This is a genomic window from Pseudomonas sp. NPDC089408 (genome assembly GCF_044749445.1).
GTDB lineage: Bacteria > Pseudomonadota > Gammaproteobacteria > Pseudomonadales > Pseudomonadaceae > Aquipseudomonas.
This window is the reverse complement of sequence record NZ_JBIVHY010000009.1, coordinates 46,252-64,712: the sequence shown is the minus strand read 5'-3', so window position 1 is coordinate 64,712 and position 18,461 is coordinate 46,252. Positions and strand designations below refer to the sequence as shown.

Below are 18,461 nucleotides of genomic sequence, written 5' to 3'. Positions count from 1 at the left end.
CTGACGGCGAATGCCGCGCATTTCAAACACCGGGGCACCCTCGACCCGCCCCGTGTGCTCGCGTAGGCTTGCCGTTTTCCTTCCGTGCAAGGCAACACACACCATGGCAAATGCAGACATCATCTACACCCCGGACCCGGACACCGAGTCGATTTCCTCCGACGTCGCCGAGTACAACGGCGTGCTGGTCACCACGCAAATCCCGACCCACGCCGACGGCAGCCTGGAGCTGGGCGGCATCGTCGAGCAAAGCGAGTGCACCCTGCAGGCGCTGAAGGTGGCACTGGAGAAGGCCGGCAGCGGCATGGACCGGGTGTTGCACCTGACCATCTACCTGACCGACATGGCCGACCGCGCGGCGTTCAACGAGGTGTACCAGCGCTTCTTCAGCAAACCTTGGCCGGTGCGTGCTGCAGTGGGCGTGGCCTCGCTGGCATTCGACGGCATGCGCGTTGAAGTGACTGCGATGGCTGCCAAGCGCTAACTTTCGCGTAATCCGCAATCCCTGTAGGAGCGGCCTTGCGTCGCGATCGGGGTGCGCAGCGCCCCCAGAGTTTCAGCTTCGCCGCAAATATTGCCGGGGCCGCTTTGCGGCCCTTTCGCGACGCAAGGCCGCTCCTACAAGCACCCCAATGATGCCCCCGGTCCGTTTCACCGCTACAATGCCCGCCTAAACCGTGACAGCCCGAAAATATAACGACATGTCCCTTCCAAAGAATCACCTGGAACTGCTCAGCCCTGCCCGTGACGTGGCCATCGCCCGTGAGGCGATCCTGCACGGCGCTGATGCCATCTATATCGGCGGCCCAAGCTTCGGCGCGCGCCACAACGCCTGCAACGAAGTTGGCGATATCGCCGAACTGGTCGAGTTCGCACGTCGCTACCACGCACGCGTGTTCACCACCATCAACACCATCCTCCACGACAACGAGCTGGAGCCGGCACGCAAGCTGATCCACCAGCTGTATGATGCTGGCGTCGATGCGCTGATCGTGCAGGACCTGGGGGTGATGGAGCTGGACATCCCGCCCATCGAGCTGCACGCCAGCACCCAGACCGACATCCGCACCCTGGAGCGGGCCAAGTTCCTCGACCAGGCCGGGTTCTCGCAGCTGGTTCTGGCGCGCGAGCTGAACTTGCAGCAAATCCGCACCATCGCCGCCGAAACCGATGCCGCCATCGAGTTCTTCATCCACGGTGCGCTGTGCGTGGCCTTCTCTGGCCAGTGCAACATCTCCCACGCGCAGACTGGCCGCAGTGCCAACCGCGGCGACTGCTCGCAAGCCTGCCGCCTGCCCTACACCCTGAAGGATGACCAGGGCCGCGTGGTAGCGTTTGAAAAGCACCTGCTGTCGATGAAGGACAACAACCAGACCGCCAACCTGGCCGACCTGGTCGATGCCGGCGTGCGCTCGTTCAAGATCGAGGGCCGCTACAAGGACATGGGCTATGTGAAGAACATCACCGCCCACTACCGCAAAGAGCTCGACGCCATCCTCGAAGGCCGCCCGGCGTATGCCCGTGCGTCCAGTGGCCGTACCGAGCACTTCTTCCTGCCCGACCCGGACAAGACCTTCCACCGCGGCAGCACCGACTACTTCGTCACCGACCGTAAGGTCGATATCGGCGCCTTCGACTCGCCAACCTTCACCGGCCTGCCAGTGGGTGTGGTGGAAAAGGTCGGCAAACGCGACATGCAAGTGGTCACTGACGTGCCATTGACCAACGGCGATGGCCTGAATGTGCTGGTAAAGCGCGAAGTGGTGGGTTTCCGCGCCAATATCGCCGAACCGCGTGGCGAGTTCGAGGAAGACGGCAACAAGCGCTACCGCTACCGTGTCGAGCCCAACGAAATGCCCGAGGGCCTGTACAAACTGCGGCCCAACCACCCGCTGTCACGCAACCTCGACCACAACTGGCAGCAGGCCCTGCAACGGACCTCGTCCGAGCGCCGGGTTGCCGTTGAATGGCACGCGGTACTGCGTGAGCAACGCCTGATGCTGACCCTCAGCAGCGAAGAAGGCGTCAGCGTGCAGGTAGCCCTGGAAGGCCCGTTCGGCGCAGCCAACAAGCCGCAGCAGGCACTGGAGCAATTGCACGACCTGCTCGGCCAACTGGGCACCACGATGTACCACGCCGACAGCATCGAGCTGGATGCCCCGCAGGCGTACTTCATCCCCAACTCGCAGCTCAAGGCCCTGCGCCGCGAAGCCATCGAGGCGCTGACTGCCGCACGTGTGCAGGCGCACCCGCGTGGCGGGCGCAAGGCCGAAACCACGCCGCCGCCAGTGTACCCCGAGTCGCACCTGTCGTTCCTGGCCAACGTGTACAACCAGAAGGCCCGCGACTTCTACCACCGCCATGGCGTGCAGCTGATCGACGCGGCTTACGAGGCCCATGAAGAGCACGGCGAAGTGCCGGTGATGATTACCAAGCACTGCCTGCGCTTCTCCTTCAACCTGTGCCCCAAGCAGGCCAAGGGCGTGACCGGCGTGCGCACCAAGGTGGCACCGATGCAGCTGATTCAGGGGGACGAAGTGCTGACCCTGAAGTTCGACTGCAAACCGTGCGAGATGCATGTAATCGGCAAGATGAAAAACCACATCATCGACCTGCCGACCCCGGGCAGTGCGGTGGCACAGGTGGTTGGGCATATCAGCCCGGAAGACCTGCTGAAGACGATTCCGCGTGGGGCGCATTGATCTTTATTAGCCTGTTAGGGCCCTTTCGCGGCTAAAGCCGCTCCTACAATTGACCGCGTATGACCGCGCGTGTAACCGCGCGGCCCTCACGGGCGACGCGGTCGTTGTAGGAGCGGCTTTAGCCGCGAAGAGGCCCGCAAAGGCACAAAGAAGTCTCATCTGAGACCCAAAAGCTTGATCCCCCGCCTATTCTCTGCACAATAATTGCCATGCAACCCACGCGAGGCACTTAGATGCATCCTACCCCCCACGATGAACGCCTGCTCAAGGCCCTGGCCCACGCCATCGTGGTCCACCCCCGCGCCACCCTCAAGGAGCTGGCCGAAACCGCTGGCGTCAGCAAAGCCACCTTGCACCGCTTCTGCGGCACCCGTGACAACCTGGTTGCCATGCTGGAAAACCATGGTGAGCAGGTACTCAACCAGGTGATCGACAATGCCGATTTGCACAACGCCGCCCCCCTGGCTGCGGTGCGCCACCTGATTGCCGAACACCTCAAGCACCGTGAAATGCTGGTATTCCTGATGTTCCAGTACCGCCCGGACACCCTCCTGGGCGACAGCGAAGACCGCCGCTGGCTGGCCTATACCCAGGCGATGGATGCGTTCTTTTTGCGGGCGCAACAGCTGGGCGTGTTGCGCATCGACATCAGCGCGGCGGTGTTTACCGAGATGTTCATTACCCAGATCTACGGCATGGTCGATGCCGAACGGCGCGGGCGCGCGGCCAGTGCCAACTCGGCGCAGGCGCTGGAACAGCTGTTCCTGCATGGCGCCCAAGCCAGACCCTGATAGCCAAGTTGATACGGTCCCCTGTAGGAGCGGCCTTGTGTCGCGATGGGGTGCGCAGCGCCCCCAGTTTCTCAGCTTCGCAGCATGAATTGCCGGGGCCGCGTTGCGGCCCATCGCGACACGAGGCCGCTCCTACAATGACGGTGTAGACATCAGGAAAAAAAAGGCCCTTGGGCACAAGTCCCAAGGGCCAAGACGGTTGGATCATCCAACCAAAGGAGCCTTTCTCAGCCACACATATCCATTACTCCAGCACCTCGGCAGGTTGGGCCTGCGGCGCTGGCTTGCGCTTGAGCAGCGACAACACCCAGACAAAACAGATCGGTACGAACAGCACACCGAGCAGGGTGGCGCTGAGCATGCCGCCGATCACCCCAGTACCGATTGCCCGCTGGCTCGCGGCGCCGGCGCCGCTGGCGATGGCCAGGGGCACCACGCCGAGGATGAACGCCATCGAGGTCATCACGATGGGCCGGAAGCGCAAACGTGCGGCCTCGATGGCAGCGTCACGCAGGCTGTAACCCTTCTCCCACAATTCTTTGGCAAATTCGACGATGAGGATGGCGTTCTTCGCCGCCAAGCCAATGATGGTGATCAGGCCTACCTTGAAGTACACGTCGTTGGGCATGCCGGTGACCATGACTGCCAGCACCGCCCCCAGCGCACCGATCGGCACGATGAGCATCACCGTCAGCGGGATCGCCCAGCTCTCGTACAGCGCCACCAGCAGCAGGAACACCACCAGGATGGCCAGGGCGAACAGGCTGCTGGCCTGGCCGCTGGAGACCTTTTCCTGGTACGACAGGCCAGTCCAGGCGTAACCGATACCCGGCGGCAGTTCGCTGACCAGGCGCTCCATCTCGGCCATCGCCTGGCCGGTGCTGTAGCCAGGGGCCGCGTCGCCGGAAATGCGGATCGACGGGTAGCCGTTGTAACGCACGATCTGCACCGGCCCTTCTTCCCAGCGGGTGCTGACGAAACTGCTGAACGGCACCTGCTGGCCATCGGCATTCGGCACATACAGGCGCAATACGCTTTCCGGGGTCATGCGCTCGCCCTGCTCGGCCTGCACCACCACCCGCTGTTGCCGGCCGGCGTTGGTGAAGTCGTTGATTACCGCCGAACCAAAGGCAGTGGCCAGGGTGTTGTTGATGGTTTCGAAGGTTACGCCAAGGGCGCGGGCTTTTTCCCGGTCGATGTCGACCCGCAGCTGCGGCGCTTCGGCCAGGCCTTCCATCATCGCGTAGAGGATGACCGGGTTGCCGTTGGCCTCGCCAAGAATCTGGTCACGCGCCGCCAGCAAGGCTTCACGGCCCAGGCCGCCGCGGTCGAGCAGGCGCAGGGCAAAACCACCGGCATTGCCCAGGCCGTCGATCGGCGGTGGGTTGACCGCCATGATCGCGCCATCGCCGTAGCCGGCGAACTGTGCATTGATCGCCTGGGTTTCGGCGTCCACCGATTGCTCGGCACCACGTAGCGACCAATCCTTGTAGGTGGGGAACGCCAGCGCAGCGTTCTCGCCCATGCCAGAGAAGCTGAAACCACTGACCATGAACGCGGACGCCAGTGCCTCACGCGACATCAGAAATTGCTCCAGGGCCTGCCCGGTGGCGTCGGTACGCATTCGGCTGGCGCCAGGCGGCAGCTGCACGTCGACAATGGCATAGCCCTGGTCTTCTACCGGCACGAACGACTCGGGTAAACGCAGGTAGAAATAGCCCAGCATGGCCAGGATCCCCGCATACACCAGCATGTAGCGGCCGGCACGCCGCACCAGGGCCTTGTTCAATACCGAATAGCGCTCGGTGAGCCGCGCAAAGCCACGGTTGAAGGCACCAAAGAAACCGCGCTTTTCATGGTGCCCGGGACCCACCGGCTTCAGCAGCGTGGCGCACAACGCCGGGGTGAAGGTAAGCGCAAGGAAGCCCGAGAACAAGATCGACACGGCCAGCGACAGCGAGAACTGCTGGTAGATCACCCCCACCGAGCCGGACATGAACGCCAGCGGCATGAACACCGCCGACAGCACCAGGGTAATGCCGATGATGGCGCCAGATACCTGGCCCATGGCCTTGATGGTCGCGTCGACCGGTGTCAGCCCCTCCTCGGCCATGATCCGCTCGACGTTTTCCACCACCACGATGGCGTCGTCGACCAGGATGCCGATAGCCAGCACCATGCCGAACATGGTCATCATGTTCACCGAGAAGCCCATCAGCTTCATCACCATCAACGTACCCAGCAGGCACACCGGCACCACGATCGACGGGATCAGCGTATAGCGAAAATTCTGCAGGAACAGGAACATCACCAGAAACACCAGCACCATGGCTTCGAGCAGGGTGTGGATGACCTTCTCGATGGCCACGTCGACAAAGCGCGAGGTGTCGTACGGCACCGAGTACTCGACGCCTTCGGGGAAGAACGCGCTCAGTTCGGCCAGGCGCTCCTTGACCAGGTCGGCGGTTTTCAGGGCATTGGCACCCGGTGCCAGCTGCACCGCACCGGCCACGGCGGGTTTGCCGTTCAGGCGCGAGGCGAAGTTGTAGCTTTCCATGCCCACTTCCAGGCGGGCGACATCGGCCAGGCGCACCAGCGAGCCGTCCGGGTTGGCGCGCAGCACCACGCGGCCGAACGCCTGCGGGTCGTCCAGGGTGCCTTGCACCGCCAGGGTGGCAGTCAGCTCCTGTTGGCTGCTACCCGGCGCGCTGCCGAAGCTGCCCGCCGGCACCTGCACGTTCTGGCCGCGGATGGCAGTGCTCACGTCATCGATCGACAACCCGAAGCCGACCAGCTTCTGCGGGTCGACCCACACGCGCATGGCGGCTTCCGAGGAGAAGAACTGCAACTTGCCCACGCCCGGTACCCGGCGCAGTTCGTTGTTGATGTTGCGCGCAGCGTAGTCGCCCAGCGCCGTGGTGTCGGCCTGGCCGGCGCCTTCCTTGTAACTGAGGGCGTAGATCAGCAAAAAGCCGGCGCTGGTCTGCTCAACCTCGATGCCTTGGGTGGTCACCGCCTGCGGCATGCGGGCTTCGGCCTTTTTCAGGCGGTTCTGCACATCGACCTGGGCCAGTTCCGGGTCGGTGCCCGGCTCGAAGGTGACCACCACTTCGGCCATGCCGTTGGAGTTATTGGTCGACTCGAAGTACAGCAGGTTCTTGGCGCCGTTCAGCGACTCTTCGATGATGCTGGTGACCGATTCCACCAGCACCTTGGCCGAGGCCCCCGGGTAGGTTGCGGTGATGGTGATTTGTGGCGGTGCCACGTTGGGATACTGGGCTACCGGCAGTGAAGGAATGACCAGCAGCCCGGCCAGGGAAATGAACAGCGCCACGACCCAGGCGAAGTTCGGCCGTTTGATGAAGAACTTGGACATCGCGTTACCCTCGCCTTAGCGCGCAGCGGCTTGTTGCGCCGGGGCCGGGGCCACCGGCATGCCAGGGGCCAGGCCAGCCGGGCTACCAACGATCACCTGGTCACCTGGTCGCAAGCCTTCGGTGACCTGCCAGCGGGCGCCGTGCATGGCACCGGTGCGTACGCTGCGGGCCTCGGCCATGCCGTCAATACCAACCAGCATCACCCGCGCCTCACCGTCGCTGCCGCGCTGGATGGCGCGCTGCGGGACCAGGATGGCCTGGTTGTCGGTGCCCTGCGGGGTGCGCACGCGCACATACATGCCTGGCAGCAGGATGCCGTCGGCGTTGTCGAAGCGACCGCGCAGGGTGACCTGGCCGGTGCCGCGGTCAACCGCGATGTCGGTGAACATCAGCGCACCTTGGCGCTGGTAGTCAGTGCCTTCGACCTGGGCGGTCAGGGCCTGCTGGTCGCCCGCGGCCAGTGCGCCATCCTTCAAGGCCTGGCGCAGGCGCAGGGCGTCGGCCGCGGACTGGGTGAAGTCGACGTAGATCGGGTCGAGTTGCTGGACACGCGCCATCAGCGTGGCGTCACCCTGCCCCACCAGCGCGCCTTCGGTGACCAGTGCACGGCCGATACGGCCAGAGATCGGCGCCTTGACGGTGGCATAGCCCAGGTTCAGGCGCGCGGTCTCGACATCAGCCTGGGCTGAACGTACAGCGGCCTGGCCACTGCGCAGGTCGGCGCTGGCAGTGTCGAAGTCCTGCTGGCTGACGGCTTCGATCTTCACCAAGGGTTCATAGCGACGCACGCGTGCCTGGGCTTCGAGCATGACCGACCGGGCCCGGGCCAGGTCGGCCTCGGTGCGTGCCAATGCGGCCTTGAACGGCGCCGGGTCGATCTGGAACAGCACCTCACCGGCCTTGACGTCGGCACCCTCTTCGAAGCGCTTGTGCAGAACGATGCCAGCCACCCGCGCGCGCACCTCGGCGACGCGCATGGGCTCGACCCGGCCCGGCAGGGTGGCCGCCAGGGTCAGGGGTTCGCTGGCGACCGTCACGGTCTGCACCGGAAAGGCGCTTTGGGCCGCAGACGGCGGCGCTTCTGCTTCGCCGCAACCGGCCAAAGCGACGGCCGCCAGCAGGCAGCTGGCCATTCCTATTGCACGCAAGTTGCTCATGATTCACCCGAGCTTGAGATGGAAAAACGGCCCGAATGATATTATCGGAGATGAAATGAGTCAATTTTGTCTCATTTGATACTTTGTTAATAATTGTGAAGTGATCTGCCGTTAGCCGGCCGGTGTAGGAGCGGCCGTGTGTCGCGATCGGGCGCGCAGCGGCCGCAATTCAGGCGACGCGGTCTGCCAGGGATATTGGGGATGCAGGAATTGCGGCCGCTGCGCGCCCGATCGCGACACAAGGCCGCTCCTACACAGACAGCGTCGGGCTCTGCCAGAGGGGGTCAACGAATCTGGTGCTTGTGCAACAACCGGTAAAACGTCGGCCGCGAAATACCCAGCACCTTGGCCGCGACACTCAGGTTGTCACTGTGCCGGTTGAGCACATCGCACAGCGCCTGTCGCTCGGCGCGGTGTTTGTACTCTTCCAGCGTACCCAGTGGTTGTTGCTCCTGGTCGAGCAACTGCAAACCCAGGTCCTGCGCCTCGATCTGCCGCCCTTCGGCCAGCACCAGCCCACGCCGTACGCGGTTGGCCAGTTCGCGGACATTGCCGGGCCAGTCATGCCGGCCCATCGCCGCCAAGGCGTGGTCGCTGAATGAACGTGGCCGGCGGCCGGTTTCCAGGCTGTAGAAATGGGCAAAGTGGCTGGCCAGCATCGACAAGTCGCCATGCCGGTCGCGCAGCGGTGCAGTGACCACCTGCAACACGTTCAGGCGGTAATACAGGTCTTCACGAAAACGCCCTTGCTCGATGGCCCGCTCCAGGTCCACGTGGGTTGCCGCCAACACCCGCACATCCACCGGAATCGGCTGGCTGCCGCCCACCCGCTCGATATGCTTTTCCTGCAGGAAGCGCAGCAAGTTGGCCTGTAATTCCAGCGGCAGGTCGCCAATTTCATCAAGGAACAACGTGCCGCCATGCGCGGCTTCGATGCGCCCGGCCTTGCGTTGATGCGCCCCGGTGAAGGCGCCCTTCTCATGGCCAAACAGTTCGGACTGAATCAAATGTTCGGGGATTGCCCCACAGTTGATGGCGATGAACGGCTGCTCGCTGCGCTGCGACTGGCGGTGCAGGGTACGCGCCACCAGCTCCTTGCCGGTACCGCTTTCACCGCGGATCAGTACCGGTGACTCAGTCGGCGCCAGTTTGCCCAGCAACTTGCGCAACTCGCGGATCGGCCGGCTTTCGCCCAGCAACTCGTGGGTGGCCTCATCGACCTTGACCGCCCCTTTGCCGCGCAACCGCGCCATGCCGAACGCCCGGCCCAGCGTGACCTGCACCCGGGATACATCGAACGGCAAGGTGTGGAAGTCGAAAAACCATTCACAGACAAAATCGCCGAAAGCCGGCATGCGCAGCTGCTCGGCGCTGAGCACGGCGATCCATTCGGTGTTGCTGCGCTTGATCATGTCCTTGACCGCGTCCGGGTGGCGCAGGTGCGACGCCTGCAAGCGCAACAGGCCTACATCGCAAGGGTGATCCAGGGCAGAGGCGAGCATACAGCTGTCCACATCCCAGCCCGCGTTGTGCAGGCCAGGCAATAGACGATGGCAGTCGTCGCAGGGGTCGACGATAAGCAAACGACGTTGGGCGGCAGGCTGTTGCATGACCGATCCTTGGCGCCAGTTTTTGGTTTTTTGAAGTAAAACAGCAAGTTGTGGCGCCCGATTAACAGTAGCAATGAAGTTGACGGTTCCTAGTACCGTCTGTCTGCCGACGCATTTTTTTACAATCCTCCACGGGAATTTTCGCATTTTATCGACATCACATGGCGGCGCAGGGAACAACGGATTTGCCCCTGACAAAAAAATTTACAACCCCTGTGTGACTTACCCCTGGACAACGAGCATCAGTACACATAACCCCGCGCTGCACTTCGCGATGATTGAGGCGACTTTTAAGCAACGCGGACTTAACTTCGCTGTTTGGGACCATAGAGAGACCGAACCATGAATGCCCCGCTCCGTGTCAACGAAGCACTGCTGATTGCCGACCACGCCTTCGAACCTTTCCAGTGCGTAGCCTGGGATGCACCCAACGGTACTGGTGAACTAAGCCTGGCAGTGATCGACCGGACCAGCACCCGCATCGGCGCCAAGCAAGTGTCTTCGCGTATCTATTCCGACCCGGCCCAGTGGGCCAGTCTGATCGAAGAAGTGCGCGCCGAACTGTGCGAAAAAGGTTACGACCTGCAACCCTGGTCGATGCCAAAATAATTGCGACCGGTAAAACAAGTGCGTGCAGCGCCACGCACTTGTGCAACTTCCTTGGCGCAGCGTTGGCAACTTTTGTTATTGCGACATAATGCCGCGCAGGCACTGTTCATTCCACGACCTTGAACTGCTGCACATGCTGGTAATCCGCCCGCAATTGTTCAGCCAGCCGCTGTGCACGCCCCAGGCGCACCGGCGCCAGTTCCATATCCACCAATAACGTGGCACAGGGCATCGGCTGCACCGTGTTCCCGTTTTGCAGGCGACCGTCGGTAAATACAAGGCAGCGCACGGCTTCTTGCGGATGCGCCTGTTGCCGCGCCAGTAGCCACTGCCGGGCCTGCTCCAAGGCCGCGATCAATGGCGTCCCACCTCCAGCCCCTAAAGCCTGTAACCAGGGCTGCAACGCGGCCGAAGCCTTCAAGCCGTGGCGCTGCCATTGCGGCGTGCGCCCACTGGCGGTCAGCAAGGCCAGCCGGGCACGCTGGCGATAGGCTTGGTCGAACAGTGCCGCCAGCAACCCTTTGGTTTGAGACAGGGCCTGATGCCGACGCGTCGAGGCCGACGCATCGACAATCACCAGCCACAACTCTGCGGGTTTGCCTTGGCGCTGTTGCCAACACAAGTCCTGCCGCTGGCGTGGTCGCCCCTTCAGCAAGGTCGGCAGCCAGGCTACCCGGCCGGCCGCCGCATTACGCACGCGGCCACGGCTGACACCGTACTGCTTGCCTGCACCCGCTTTGGCATCCGCCCCTGTGGCAGGTGGCTGGGGGATGCTCAGGGCTTTTTTGCCCAGTTCGGCACCTCACGGCGGGCGCCGCTGACTACCGGCTGTGCCGGCAATGCCCCCCAGTCGCCCTGCCCGCCCTGTCCGCCAGCGTTTGCGCCCCCCTGCTGACCGGCCTGCTGTTCCGGCGGCGACGGCGGGTTGGCCTGGGGCCTGACACGGCGGCGATGGCGCAAGGCGAACTCGGCCACGGCCTCGACATCCGCTTCGGTGATGGCGGCAGCACCGCGCCAGGCGCAGTGGGCACGCGCTGCACGCAGCCACACCAGGTCGGCTCGCAGGCCATCGACGCCAGCGGCGTAGCAGCGCTCGGTAATCCAGGCCAGCGCCTGGTCGTCCAGGGCAATACCGGCCAGCGCGTGACGTGCCGCTTGGCAACGCTCACGCAGTTGCGCCTGGGCCGTAACCCATTGCGCGCAGAACGCTTGCGGGTCGCTGTCAAACGCCAGGCGCCGGCGAATGATCTGCTGCCGTGCCTCGGGCTCGGGCAACCCCTCCAGCACCACGTTCAGGCCGAAACGGTCGAGCAGTTGCGGGCGCAGCTCGCCTTCTTCCGGGTTCATGGTGCCGATCAGCACGAAACGGGCACTGTGCCGGTGTGAAATACCGTCGCGCTCGATGCGGTTAGTACCGCTGGCGGCCACGTCGAGCAACAGGTCGACCAGGGTATCGGGCAGCAGGTTGACTTCATCGACATACAGCACGCCACCGTCAGCCTGGGCCAACACGCCCGGCGAGAACTGTGCCTTGCCCTGCCCCAAGGCGGCATCCAGGTCGAGGGTGCCGACCAGCCGCTCTTCACTGGCGCCCAGCGGCAAGGTGACGAATGGGCCTTCGCCAAGCAGGTCGGCCAGGCCACGGGCCAAGGTGCTCTTGGCCATGCCGCGCGGCCCTTCAATCAGCACGCCGCCGATTTTCGGGTCGATGGCGGTCAGGCACAGCGCCAGCTTCAGGTCGTCGGCACCGACCACGGCGGCCAGTGGAAATTGCACGGGTTCACTCATTTCAAGCCTGTTCCTCGCCGTCGAGCAGTTGTTCCTCAAGGGCTTCGCGGTAGTCGCCCGGCGCTTGCCACAGGCCACGCTGCTGGGCCTCCAGCAAGCGCTCGGTGAGGTCGCGCAGGGCCTCGGGGTTGTGCTCGCGCATGAAATCGCGGGTTGCCGGGTCGAGCACATAGGCATCGGCCAGCCCCTGGTAATGATGGTCGTCGATCAGGTGGGTGGTGGCGTCGAAGGCAAACAGGTTGTCGACCGTCGCCGCCATCTCGAAGGCGCCCTTGTAGCCGTGGCGCTTGACCCCGTCGAGCCACTTAGGGTTGAGCGCACGGGCGCGGATCACCCGGTTCAGTTCTTCCTTCAAGGTACGGATGCGCGGCCGGTCGGCCTGGCTATGGTCACCGTGGTAGCTGGCCACGCCAGCCCCGCTCAAGGTTTCCGACGCGGCCAGCATGCCGCCCTGGAACTGGTAATAGTCATTGGAATCGAGCAGGTCGTGCTCGTGGTTGTCCTGGTTCTGCAGCACCGCCTGTACCTTGGCCAGGCGCTGGGCGAACTGGGCGCGGGCCGGGGTGCCGTCGTCGCTGGCGCCGTAGGCGTAGCCGCCGTGGTTGAGGTACACCTCGGCCAGGTCGTCGCGGCTGTGCCACAGCCGCCCGTCGATGGCGTTCTGCACCCCGGCACCGTAGGCCCCGGGTTTGGCACCGAACACCCGCCAGCCGGCCTGGCGCGCAGCTTGCTCGGCGTCCACGCCTTGTGCCTGCAACACGGCGCGCTCGCTGCGCACGCGGGCAGCCAAGGGGTTGAGGTCGTCGGGCTCGTCCAGTGCGGCCACCGCCTGCACCGCCGCGTCGAACAGGCGGATGAGGTTGCCGAAGGCATCACGAAAGAACCCGGAGACACGCAGGGTCACGTCCACCCGCGGGCGGTCAAGCAGGCTCAGCGGCAGGATTTCAAAGTCGTCAACGCGCTGGCTGCCCGTGGCCCATACCGGCCGCACGCCCATCAGCGCCATCGCCTGGGCGATATCGTCGCCACCGGTGCGCATGGTCGCCGTGCCCCACACCGACAAGCCCAGCTGACGCAGGTGATCGCCGTGGTCCTGCAGGTGGCGCTCAAGAATCAGGTTGGCCGAGGCAAAGCCCAGGCGCCAGGCCGTGGTGGTGGGCAGGTTGCGCACGTCCACGGTATAGAAGTTACGGCCAGTGGGCAGCACGTCGAGGCGGCCACGGCTGGGCGCCCCACTGGGGCCAGCGGGCACGAAGCGCCCGGCCAGCGCCGCCAGCAGGCCATTCATTTCGGCAGCGCCGCAGGCATCCAGGCCGGGTGCCACCGCTTCGCGCAGGGCCTGCACCACATCCTGTACCGGCTGCCATGGGGCAAGGGCCGGCAATACTGCCGTGTCGCCCAACGCCTGCTCGATCACCTGCAGCGCCAACAGTTCGAGGCGCTCGCGGGTATCGCCACAGGTTCGCCATGGCTCGCTGCTCACCGCCTGTAACTGCTCGGGGTGGGCGCCCCGCCACGGCTGGCCGAGTTCGCAATCGAGCGGGTCGAAGCCCGGTACCAACGCCTTGGCCAAGGCCCGCAGCAGGCTGGCATTGCCGCCGCGACCGTCGCCACGCTCGACCCTGAGCAACGCCAACAAGGTATCCAGGCGCAGCCGGCCCGTGGGCGACTCGCCGAACACATGCAGACCATCGCGTATCTGCGACTCCTTGAGGTCGCACAGGTAGGTGTCCAGCCGTGGCAGCCACACGGCGGCATCGTCCAGCTGGCCTTCCAGTTGCAGCTCACGGTCGATGTGGTTGGCCTTGACCAGCTCGAGGATGTCGCGTTGCAACTCGCGGGCACGCCGCGGGTCAAGCAGTTGCGCTTCGTAGAACTCGTCGGCCAGTTGCTCCAGGTGGCGCAACGGGCCGTAGGTTTCGGCGCGGGTCAGCGGCGGCATCAGGTGGTCGATGATTACTGCCTGGGTGCGGCGCTTGGCCTGGGCACCCTCGCCCGGGTCGTTGACGATGAACGGGTAGATGTTCGGCAGCGGGCCGAGCAAGGCGTCCGGCCAGCACTGCGCCGACAGCCCGACGCCCTTGCCGGGCAGCCACTCGAGGTTGCCGTGCTTGCCAACGTGAATCACCGCGTCGGCGGCAAAGGCATGGCGCAGCCAGAAATGGAACGCCAGGTAACCGTGCGGCGGCACCAGGTCGGGGTCGTGGTACACCGCGCTGGGGTCCACCTGGTAGCCGCGTGCCGGCTGGATACCGACGAAAGTCAGGCCAAAGCGCAGGCCGGCGACCATCAGCCGGCCACTGCGGTACATCGGGTCCTGTTCGGGCGCCCCCCAGCGTTCCAGTACTGCCTGGCGGTTAGCCTCGGGCAAGCGCTCGAACGCGGCATGGTAGTCGGCCAGGCTCAGGCTCTGGGCACAGGGGCGCTGGTCGAGGTGGTCGAGGTCGTTGGTCACGCCGCCCAGCAACTGATGAATCAGTTGTGTGCCGCTGCCCGGCAACTCGGCCAGCGGGTAGCCTGCGGCCTGCAACGCCTTGAGGATGTTCAGCGCGGCTGCCGGTGTGTCCAGGCCCACGCCATTGCCAATGCGGCCATCGCGGGTCGGGTAGTTGGCCAGCACCAGGGCCACGCGCTTCTGTGCATTGGGCAGGCGCGCCAATTCGACCCAGCGCCGCGCCAGTTCGGCAACGAAGTCCATGCGCTCGGGGTGGGCGCGGTAGCACACCACGTCGGACTGGCTGCGCTCGCTGCGCCAGGCCATGTCCTTGAAACTGACCGGGCGGGTGATGATGCGCCCGTCCAGCTCTGGCAAGGCAATGTGCATGGCCAGGTCACGCGCGCCAAGGCCCTGCTCGCTGGCTTCCCAGCCGGGCTGGTTGTCCTGCGCGCAAATGGCCTGCAACACCGGGATATCGCGGCGGAACGGGCGCAGGTTGGAGCGTTCGGGGCTGGACAGGGCGAAACCGGTGGTATTGACCAGCACCTCGGCCCCGACCTCGTCCAGCCAGGCTTCGACCTGCTCCAGGCAGGCGCTTTCCTTGAGGCTGGCCACAGCGATCGGCAGCGGATTCAACCCGGCCGCCTGCAAGCGCTGGCAGAACACGTCGATGAACGCGGTGTTGGCAGCTTGTAGGTGCGAACGGTAGAACAGCAGCGGCGCCACCGGCTGTTCGGGGTGCCACTGCGGGTACCAGTCCTCCAGCGCCGCGCTGCCCTTCTGCGGGTGGTACACCGCCGTGCGCGGCAACGGCTGGGGCTCGTCCCAGGCATAGTCGCGGCCCAGCCACTGGCTGGCCAGGCAGTTGAACAGGTTGATGGCGTTGGCCTTGCCGCCCTGGCGCAGGTAGTGCCAGAGGCGTTCGGCCTGCGCGCCGGTGACGCTGCCCAGGCGGGTAAGCTCCGGGTCCGGGCGGTCGTCGCCCGGCACCAGGATCAGCTGCACGCCACGGGCAGCCAGTTCGACCAGTTGCTCGACGCCATAGCGCCAGTAGCCGACGCCACCGTGCAGCGACACCAGGATGACCTTGGCATGGCGCAGCACCTCGTCGACATACAAGTCCACCGAGGCATGGTTCTGCACCTGCATCGGGTTGGCCAGGCGCAGGCTGGGGAAGTCTTCGGGCAATTGCTCGGCGGTGTCGGCGAGCAATGCCAGGTGTGAATCGCCGCTGCAGAGAATCACCAGTTCGGCGGGTGTCTGACCGAGGTCGGCAATGCTGTCATCCGGCACGAAGCCGCCGGGCTGGGTCCGCAGCAGGTGCATGGGTCAGGCGCCCAGGGCCTGGCGCAGGCGCGCTTCCAGCTGGGCTGCATCGAGGTCCTGGCCGATCAGCACCAAGCGGGTGATGCGCGGCTCGTCGGCGCGCCAGGCACGGTCGAAGTGCTTGTCGAAACGGGTGCCCACGCCTTGCACCAGCAGGCGCATGGGCTTGCCCGGGATGGCAGCGAAGCCTTTGGCACGCAAGATGCCGAACTCCACCACCAGCTGGGTCAGGGCGTCGAGCAGCAGGCTTTCGTCGGCTTCCGGCAGGTCGATGGAGATGGAATCAAAGGCGTCGTGGTCATGATCGTCATGGTCGTCACCGTCGTGGTGCGAGTCGTGGTGGGTACGGCGGCCATCGATGTGCGCCTCGGATTCGGCGCCCACGCCCAGCAGCACTTCCAATGGCAGCTTACCGCTGCTGGCCTCGACCACCTTCACCGCTGGCGGCAGTTCTTCGGCGACTTCGGCGCGGACCTTGGCCAGGCCTTCGGCGTCGATCAGGTCGGCCTTGTTCAATACCACCAGGTCGGCACTGGCCAGTTGGTCGGCGAACAGCTCGTGCAGTGGCGATTCGTGGTCCAGGTTCGGGTCGAGCTTGCGCTGCGCATCAACCTGGTCCGGGTAGGCGGCAAAGGTGCCGGCGGCCACGGCCGGGCTGTCGACGACGGTAATGACCGCGTCGACGGTGCAGGCGTTACGGATTTCCGGCCACTGGAAGGCTTGCACCAATGGCTTGGGCAGGGCCAGGCCGCTGGTTTCGATCAGAATGTGGTCGAGGTCGCCACGGCGTGCCACCAGTTCGCGCATCACCGGGAAGAATTCTTCCTGCACGGTGCAGCACAGGCAGCCGTTGGCCAGCTCGTAGACGCGGCCAGTGGCCTCTTCTTCCGTGCAACCGATGCTGCATTGCTTGAGGATTTCGCCATCGATACCCAGTTCGCCGAACTCGTTGACGATGACCGCAATGCGGCGGCCCTGGGCGTTGTCGAGCATGTGGCGCAGCAAGGTGGTCTTGCCCGAGCCGAGGAAGCCAGTAACGATGGTGACGGGGAGCTTGGCCAGTGTTTTCATGTCGCATTGCCCTTGGCAGTATGGCGCGGGCATGCAGGACGACAGCCACGGGCCAGGCCGGCCGGGCTTGTTCGCCACCGGATCACCCCGCCCGGTTGAAAGTCGAAAACGTCACGAGGCAGGTCTCCTGGCTCGCACCGTTCCAGTTGCCCATGCTGTTAAACAGTGGGCTGGCGGGATGACGCCTTCCCGCGCGCTGGCGCAGTGGCTGTGTCGATCCGTTGTCGGTGCTTACAGTTGCGGGGGCAGCCGCGGCTTGTACCGCGTTCCCGTCTTAGCTTCGGCCTGGCCGAAGAACCTCGAAGTGGCAAGGCTACGCAGTGGTTGGCGGGTGGTCAACCATTGCTGCCGGGCTGAGCGCCCCTGACAGGGCAACTGGGTTACAGTGGCGCCTTTCCCCACGGTCAAGGACGCCCTCATGCACCTCGCCCCCGCCATACCGGTACTGCGCATTTTCTCGGTCGACAAGGCCCGCGAGTTCTACCTCGACTTCCTGGGCTTCAGCGTCGACTGGGAGCACCGCTTCAGCCCGGACCTGCCGTTGTACCTGCAGATTCACCGCGACGGCCTGATCTTGCACCTGTCCGAGCACCATGGCGATGCTTGCCCAGGCTCTACCGTGTTCGCCCGCATCGACGATTTGCGCGCGCTGGAGCGTGAGCTGCAGGCCAAACAGTACGGCTATGCCCGGCCTGAGGCTGAGCGCCTGGACTGGGGCTTGCAGATGCAGGTGTATGACCCGTTCGGCAACCGCCTGCGCTTTTGCCAGCAAATAGATGACGAGACCAACCCGTGAAGGCTATGGGCAAACGCGAAATGGCCCGGCTGGAGCGGGAACTGGTGGTGTGCCTGACAGAGGCCTGCGAAACCGCCAAGGGGGAAATCGTCGGGTTCAGTTGGCTTACCCATCGCCTTGATCCCGACCATTTTCCGGCCAGCCTGCGTATTACCTGGGTGTTCGAGCACGAGGCCGACAAGGCCGTTGCCGTGGCGGGTGACGCGAAGGGGCGCATGCTGGCGCTGACCGGCCTGGCGCTGGAGCAGGCCGGCATTGCGCTGGACCATCCGGCCTGGCATGTAAGGTTTGACAGTGAAGAAGCCTGCAAGAAGAGCCACGGCGGCGATTGGGCCAAGCGCTTGATGGGGCGCTGAGCCCGGGGGCCTGGCGGCCGCCAGGTGTTCACCGCAACATTTTCAGCGCCTACGAGATCGAGCGCCGCCCGCGCGGCGCTTCGCGGCACAAGGCCGCTCCCACATCTGTTTCGGGCCAGTCACTCCTGTGAGGCCTCCTCTGTCCGCCTTGATTGTCCCGTTCAACATTGAAGGTGACGCCTCTGCTTTTCATCGATGTCCTGCCATGCACCAAGGGTGCGCGCGCCTGTGGCACAGGAGTAACTGGCCCGAAACAGATGTGGGAGCGGCCTTGTGCCGCGAAGCGCCGCGCGGGCGGCGCTCGATCTCACAGGCGCTGAAAATGTTGCGGCGAACCCCTTGCAGCCCTCACCCAACCACACAGCCGGCAAGACTTTACCCTCCCCGGTCAGTCCGCTACGCTCCTCACTCCCCCACAAAGAGGTATTCGTCCAATGCGCC

General features: G+C 64.6%; 13 protein-coding genes and 1 riboswitch. Of the genes, 6 read left to right on the top strand and 7 right to left on the bottom strand.

What is annotated here, in order from left to right:
• Positions 1-103: 103 nt before the first annotated feature.
• The 3 genes from ACIP02_RS16280 (at position 104) to ACIP02_RS16270 (ending at position 3,493) form a co-directional block, all read left to right on the top strand.
• A complete protein-coding gene (locus tag ACIP02_RS16280; RefSeq protein WP_400617886.1) occupies positions 104-484 on the top strand; it encodes a RidA family protein in 381 nt (126 codons plus the stop codon).
• A gap of 217 nt (positions 485-701) precedes the next feature.
• Positions 702-2,702, top strand: a complete 2,001-nt coding sequence (locus tag ACIP02_RS16275) for a U32 family peptidase (RefSeq protein ID WP_400617884.1) — start codon at positions 702-704, stop codon at positions 2,700-2,702.
• Positions 2,703-2,935: 233 nt separating this feature from the next.
• Entirely contained in the window at positions 2,936-3,493 is a 558-nt protein-coding gene (locus tag ACIP02_RS16270; protein WP_400617882.1) for a TetR/AcrR family transcriptional regulator, read from the top strand.
• Between the two features lie 244 nt (positions 3,494-3,737).
• Here ACIP02_RS16270 and ACIP02_RS16265 read toward each other — a convergent pair whose 3' ends face one another.
• The 3 genes from ACIP02_RS16265 to ACIP02_RS16255 all read right to left on the bottom strand — a co-directional run bounded on the left by ACIP02_RS16265 (position 3,738) and on the right by ACIP02_RS16255 (position 9,637).
• The gene (locus ACIP02_RS16265; protein ID WP_400617880.1) at positions 3,738-6,869 is read right to left on the bottom strand and encodes a multidrug efflux RND transporter permease subunit; all 3,132 of its coding nucleotides are present in this window, start codon (positions 6,867-6,869) and stop codon (positions 3,738-3,740) included.
• Positions 6,870-6,884: 15 nt separating this feature from the next.
• Entirely contained in the window at positions 6,885-8,027 is a 1,143-nt protein-coding gene (locus tag ACIP02_RS16260) for a MexC family multidrug efflux RND transporter periplasmic adaptor subunit (RefSeq protein WP_400617878.1), read from the bottom strand.
• A 284-nt stretch (positions 8,028-8,311) separates the two neighbouring features.
• Positions 8,312-9,637 (bottom strand): sigma 54-interacting transcriptional regulator, encoded by a 1,326-nt coding sequence (locus tag ACIP02_RS16255; RefSeq protein ID WP_400617876.1) that lies wholly within the window; start codon positions 9,635-9,637, stop codon positions 8,312-8,314.
• Between the two features lie 342 nt (positions 9,638-9,979).
• Between ACIP02_RS16255 and ACIP02_RS16250 the strand changes: the two genes are divergently transcribed.
• The gene (locus tag ACIP02_RS16250) at positions 9,980-10,246 is read left to right on the top strand and encodes a hypothetical protein (protein ID WP_003247923.1); all 267 of its coding nucleotides are present in this window, start codon (positions 9,980-9,982) and stop codon (positions 10,244-10,246) included.
• Positions 10,247-10,352: 106 nt separating this feature from the next.
• Here ACIP02_RS16250 and ACIP02_RS16245 read toward each other — a convergent pair whose 3' ends face one another.
• The 4 genes from ACIP02_RS16245 to cobW form a co-directional block, all read right to left on the bottom strand.
• Positions 10,353-10,943: a VWA domain-containing protein gene (locus tag ACIP02_RS16245; RefSeq protein WP_400617873.1), complete on the bottom strand. Its 591-nt coding sequence runs from the start codon at positions 10,941-10,943 to the stop codon at positions 10,353-10,355.
• A 77-nt stretch (positions 10,944-11,020) separates the two neighbouring features.
• Positions 11,021-12,034 carry an ATP-binding protein gene (locus ACIP02_RS16240; RefSeq protein WP_400617871.1) on the bottom strand — a complete coding sequence of 338 codons (1,014 nt, stop codon included), beginning with the start codon at positions 12,032-12,034 and terminating at the stop codon, positions 11,021-11,023.
• Position 12,035: 1 nt separating this feature from the next.
• Entirely contained in the window at positions 12,036-15,797 is a 3,762-nt protein-coding gene (gene cobN / locus ACIP02_RS16235; RefSeq protein ID WP_400617870.1) for a cobaltochelatase subunit CobN, read from the bottom strand.
• A gap of 3 nt (positions 15,798-15,800) precedes the next feature.
• Entirely contained in the window at positions 15,801-16,868 is a 1,068-nt protein-coding gene (cobW, locus tag ACIP02_RS16230; RefSeq protein ID WP_054904763.1) for a cobalamin biosynthesis protein CobW, read from the bottom strand.
• Positions 16,869-16,967: 99 nt separating this feature from the next.
• Positions 16,968-17,185: riboswitch (cobalamin riboswitch) on the bottom strand.
• Between the two features lie 101 nt (positions 17,186-17,286).
• Here cobW and ACIP02_RS16225 point away from each other — a divergent pair.
• Positions 17,287-17,664, top strand: coding sequence for a glyoxalase superfamily protein (locus ACIP02_RS16225; protein WP_400617867.1), 378 nt, complete (start codon positions 17,287-17,289; stop codon positions 17,662-17,664).
• Positions 17,661-18,020: a hypothetical protein gene (locus tag ACIP02_RS16220; protein ID WP_400617866.1), complete on the top strand. Its 360-nt coding sequence runs from the start codon at positions 17,661-17,663 to the stop codon at positions 18,018-18,020. The genes ACIP02_RS16225 and ACIP02_RS16220 overlap by 4 nt, the downstream gene beginning before the upstream one ends.
• The last annotated feature ends 441 nt before the right edge of the window (positions 18,021-18,461 follow it).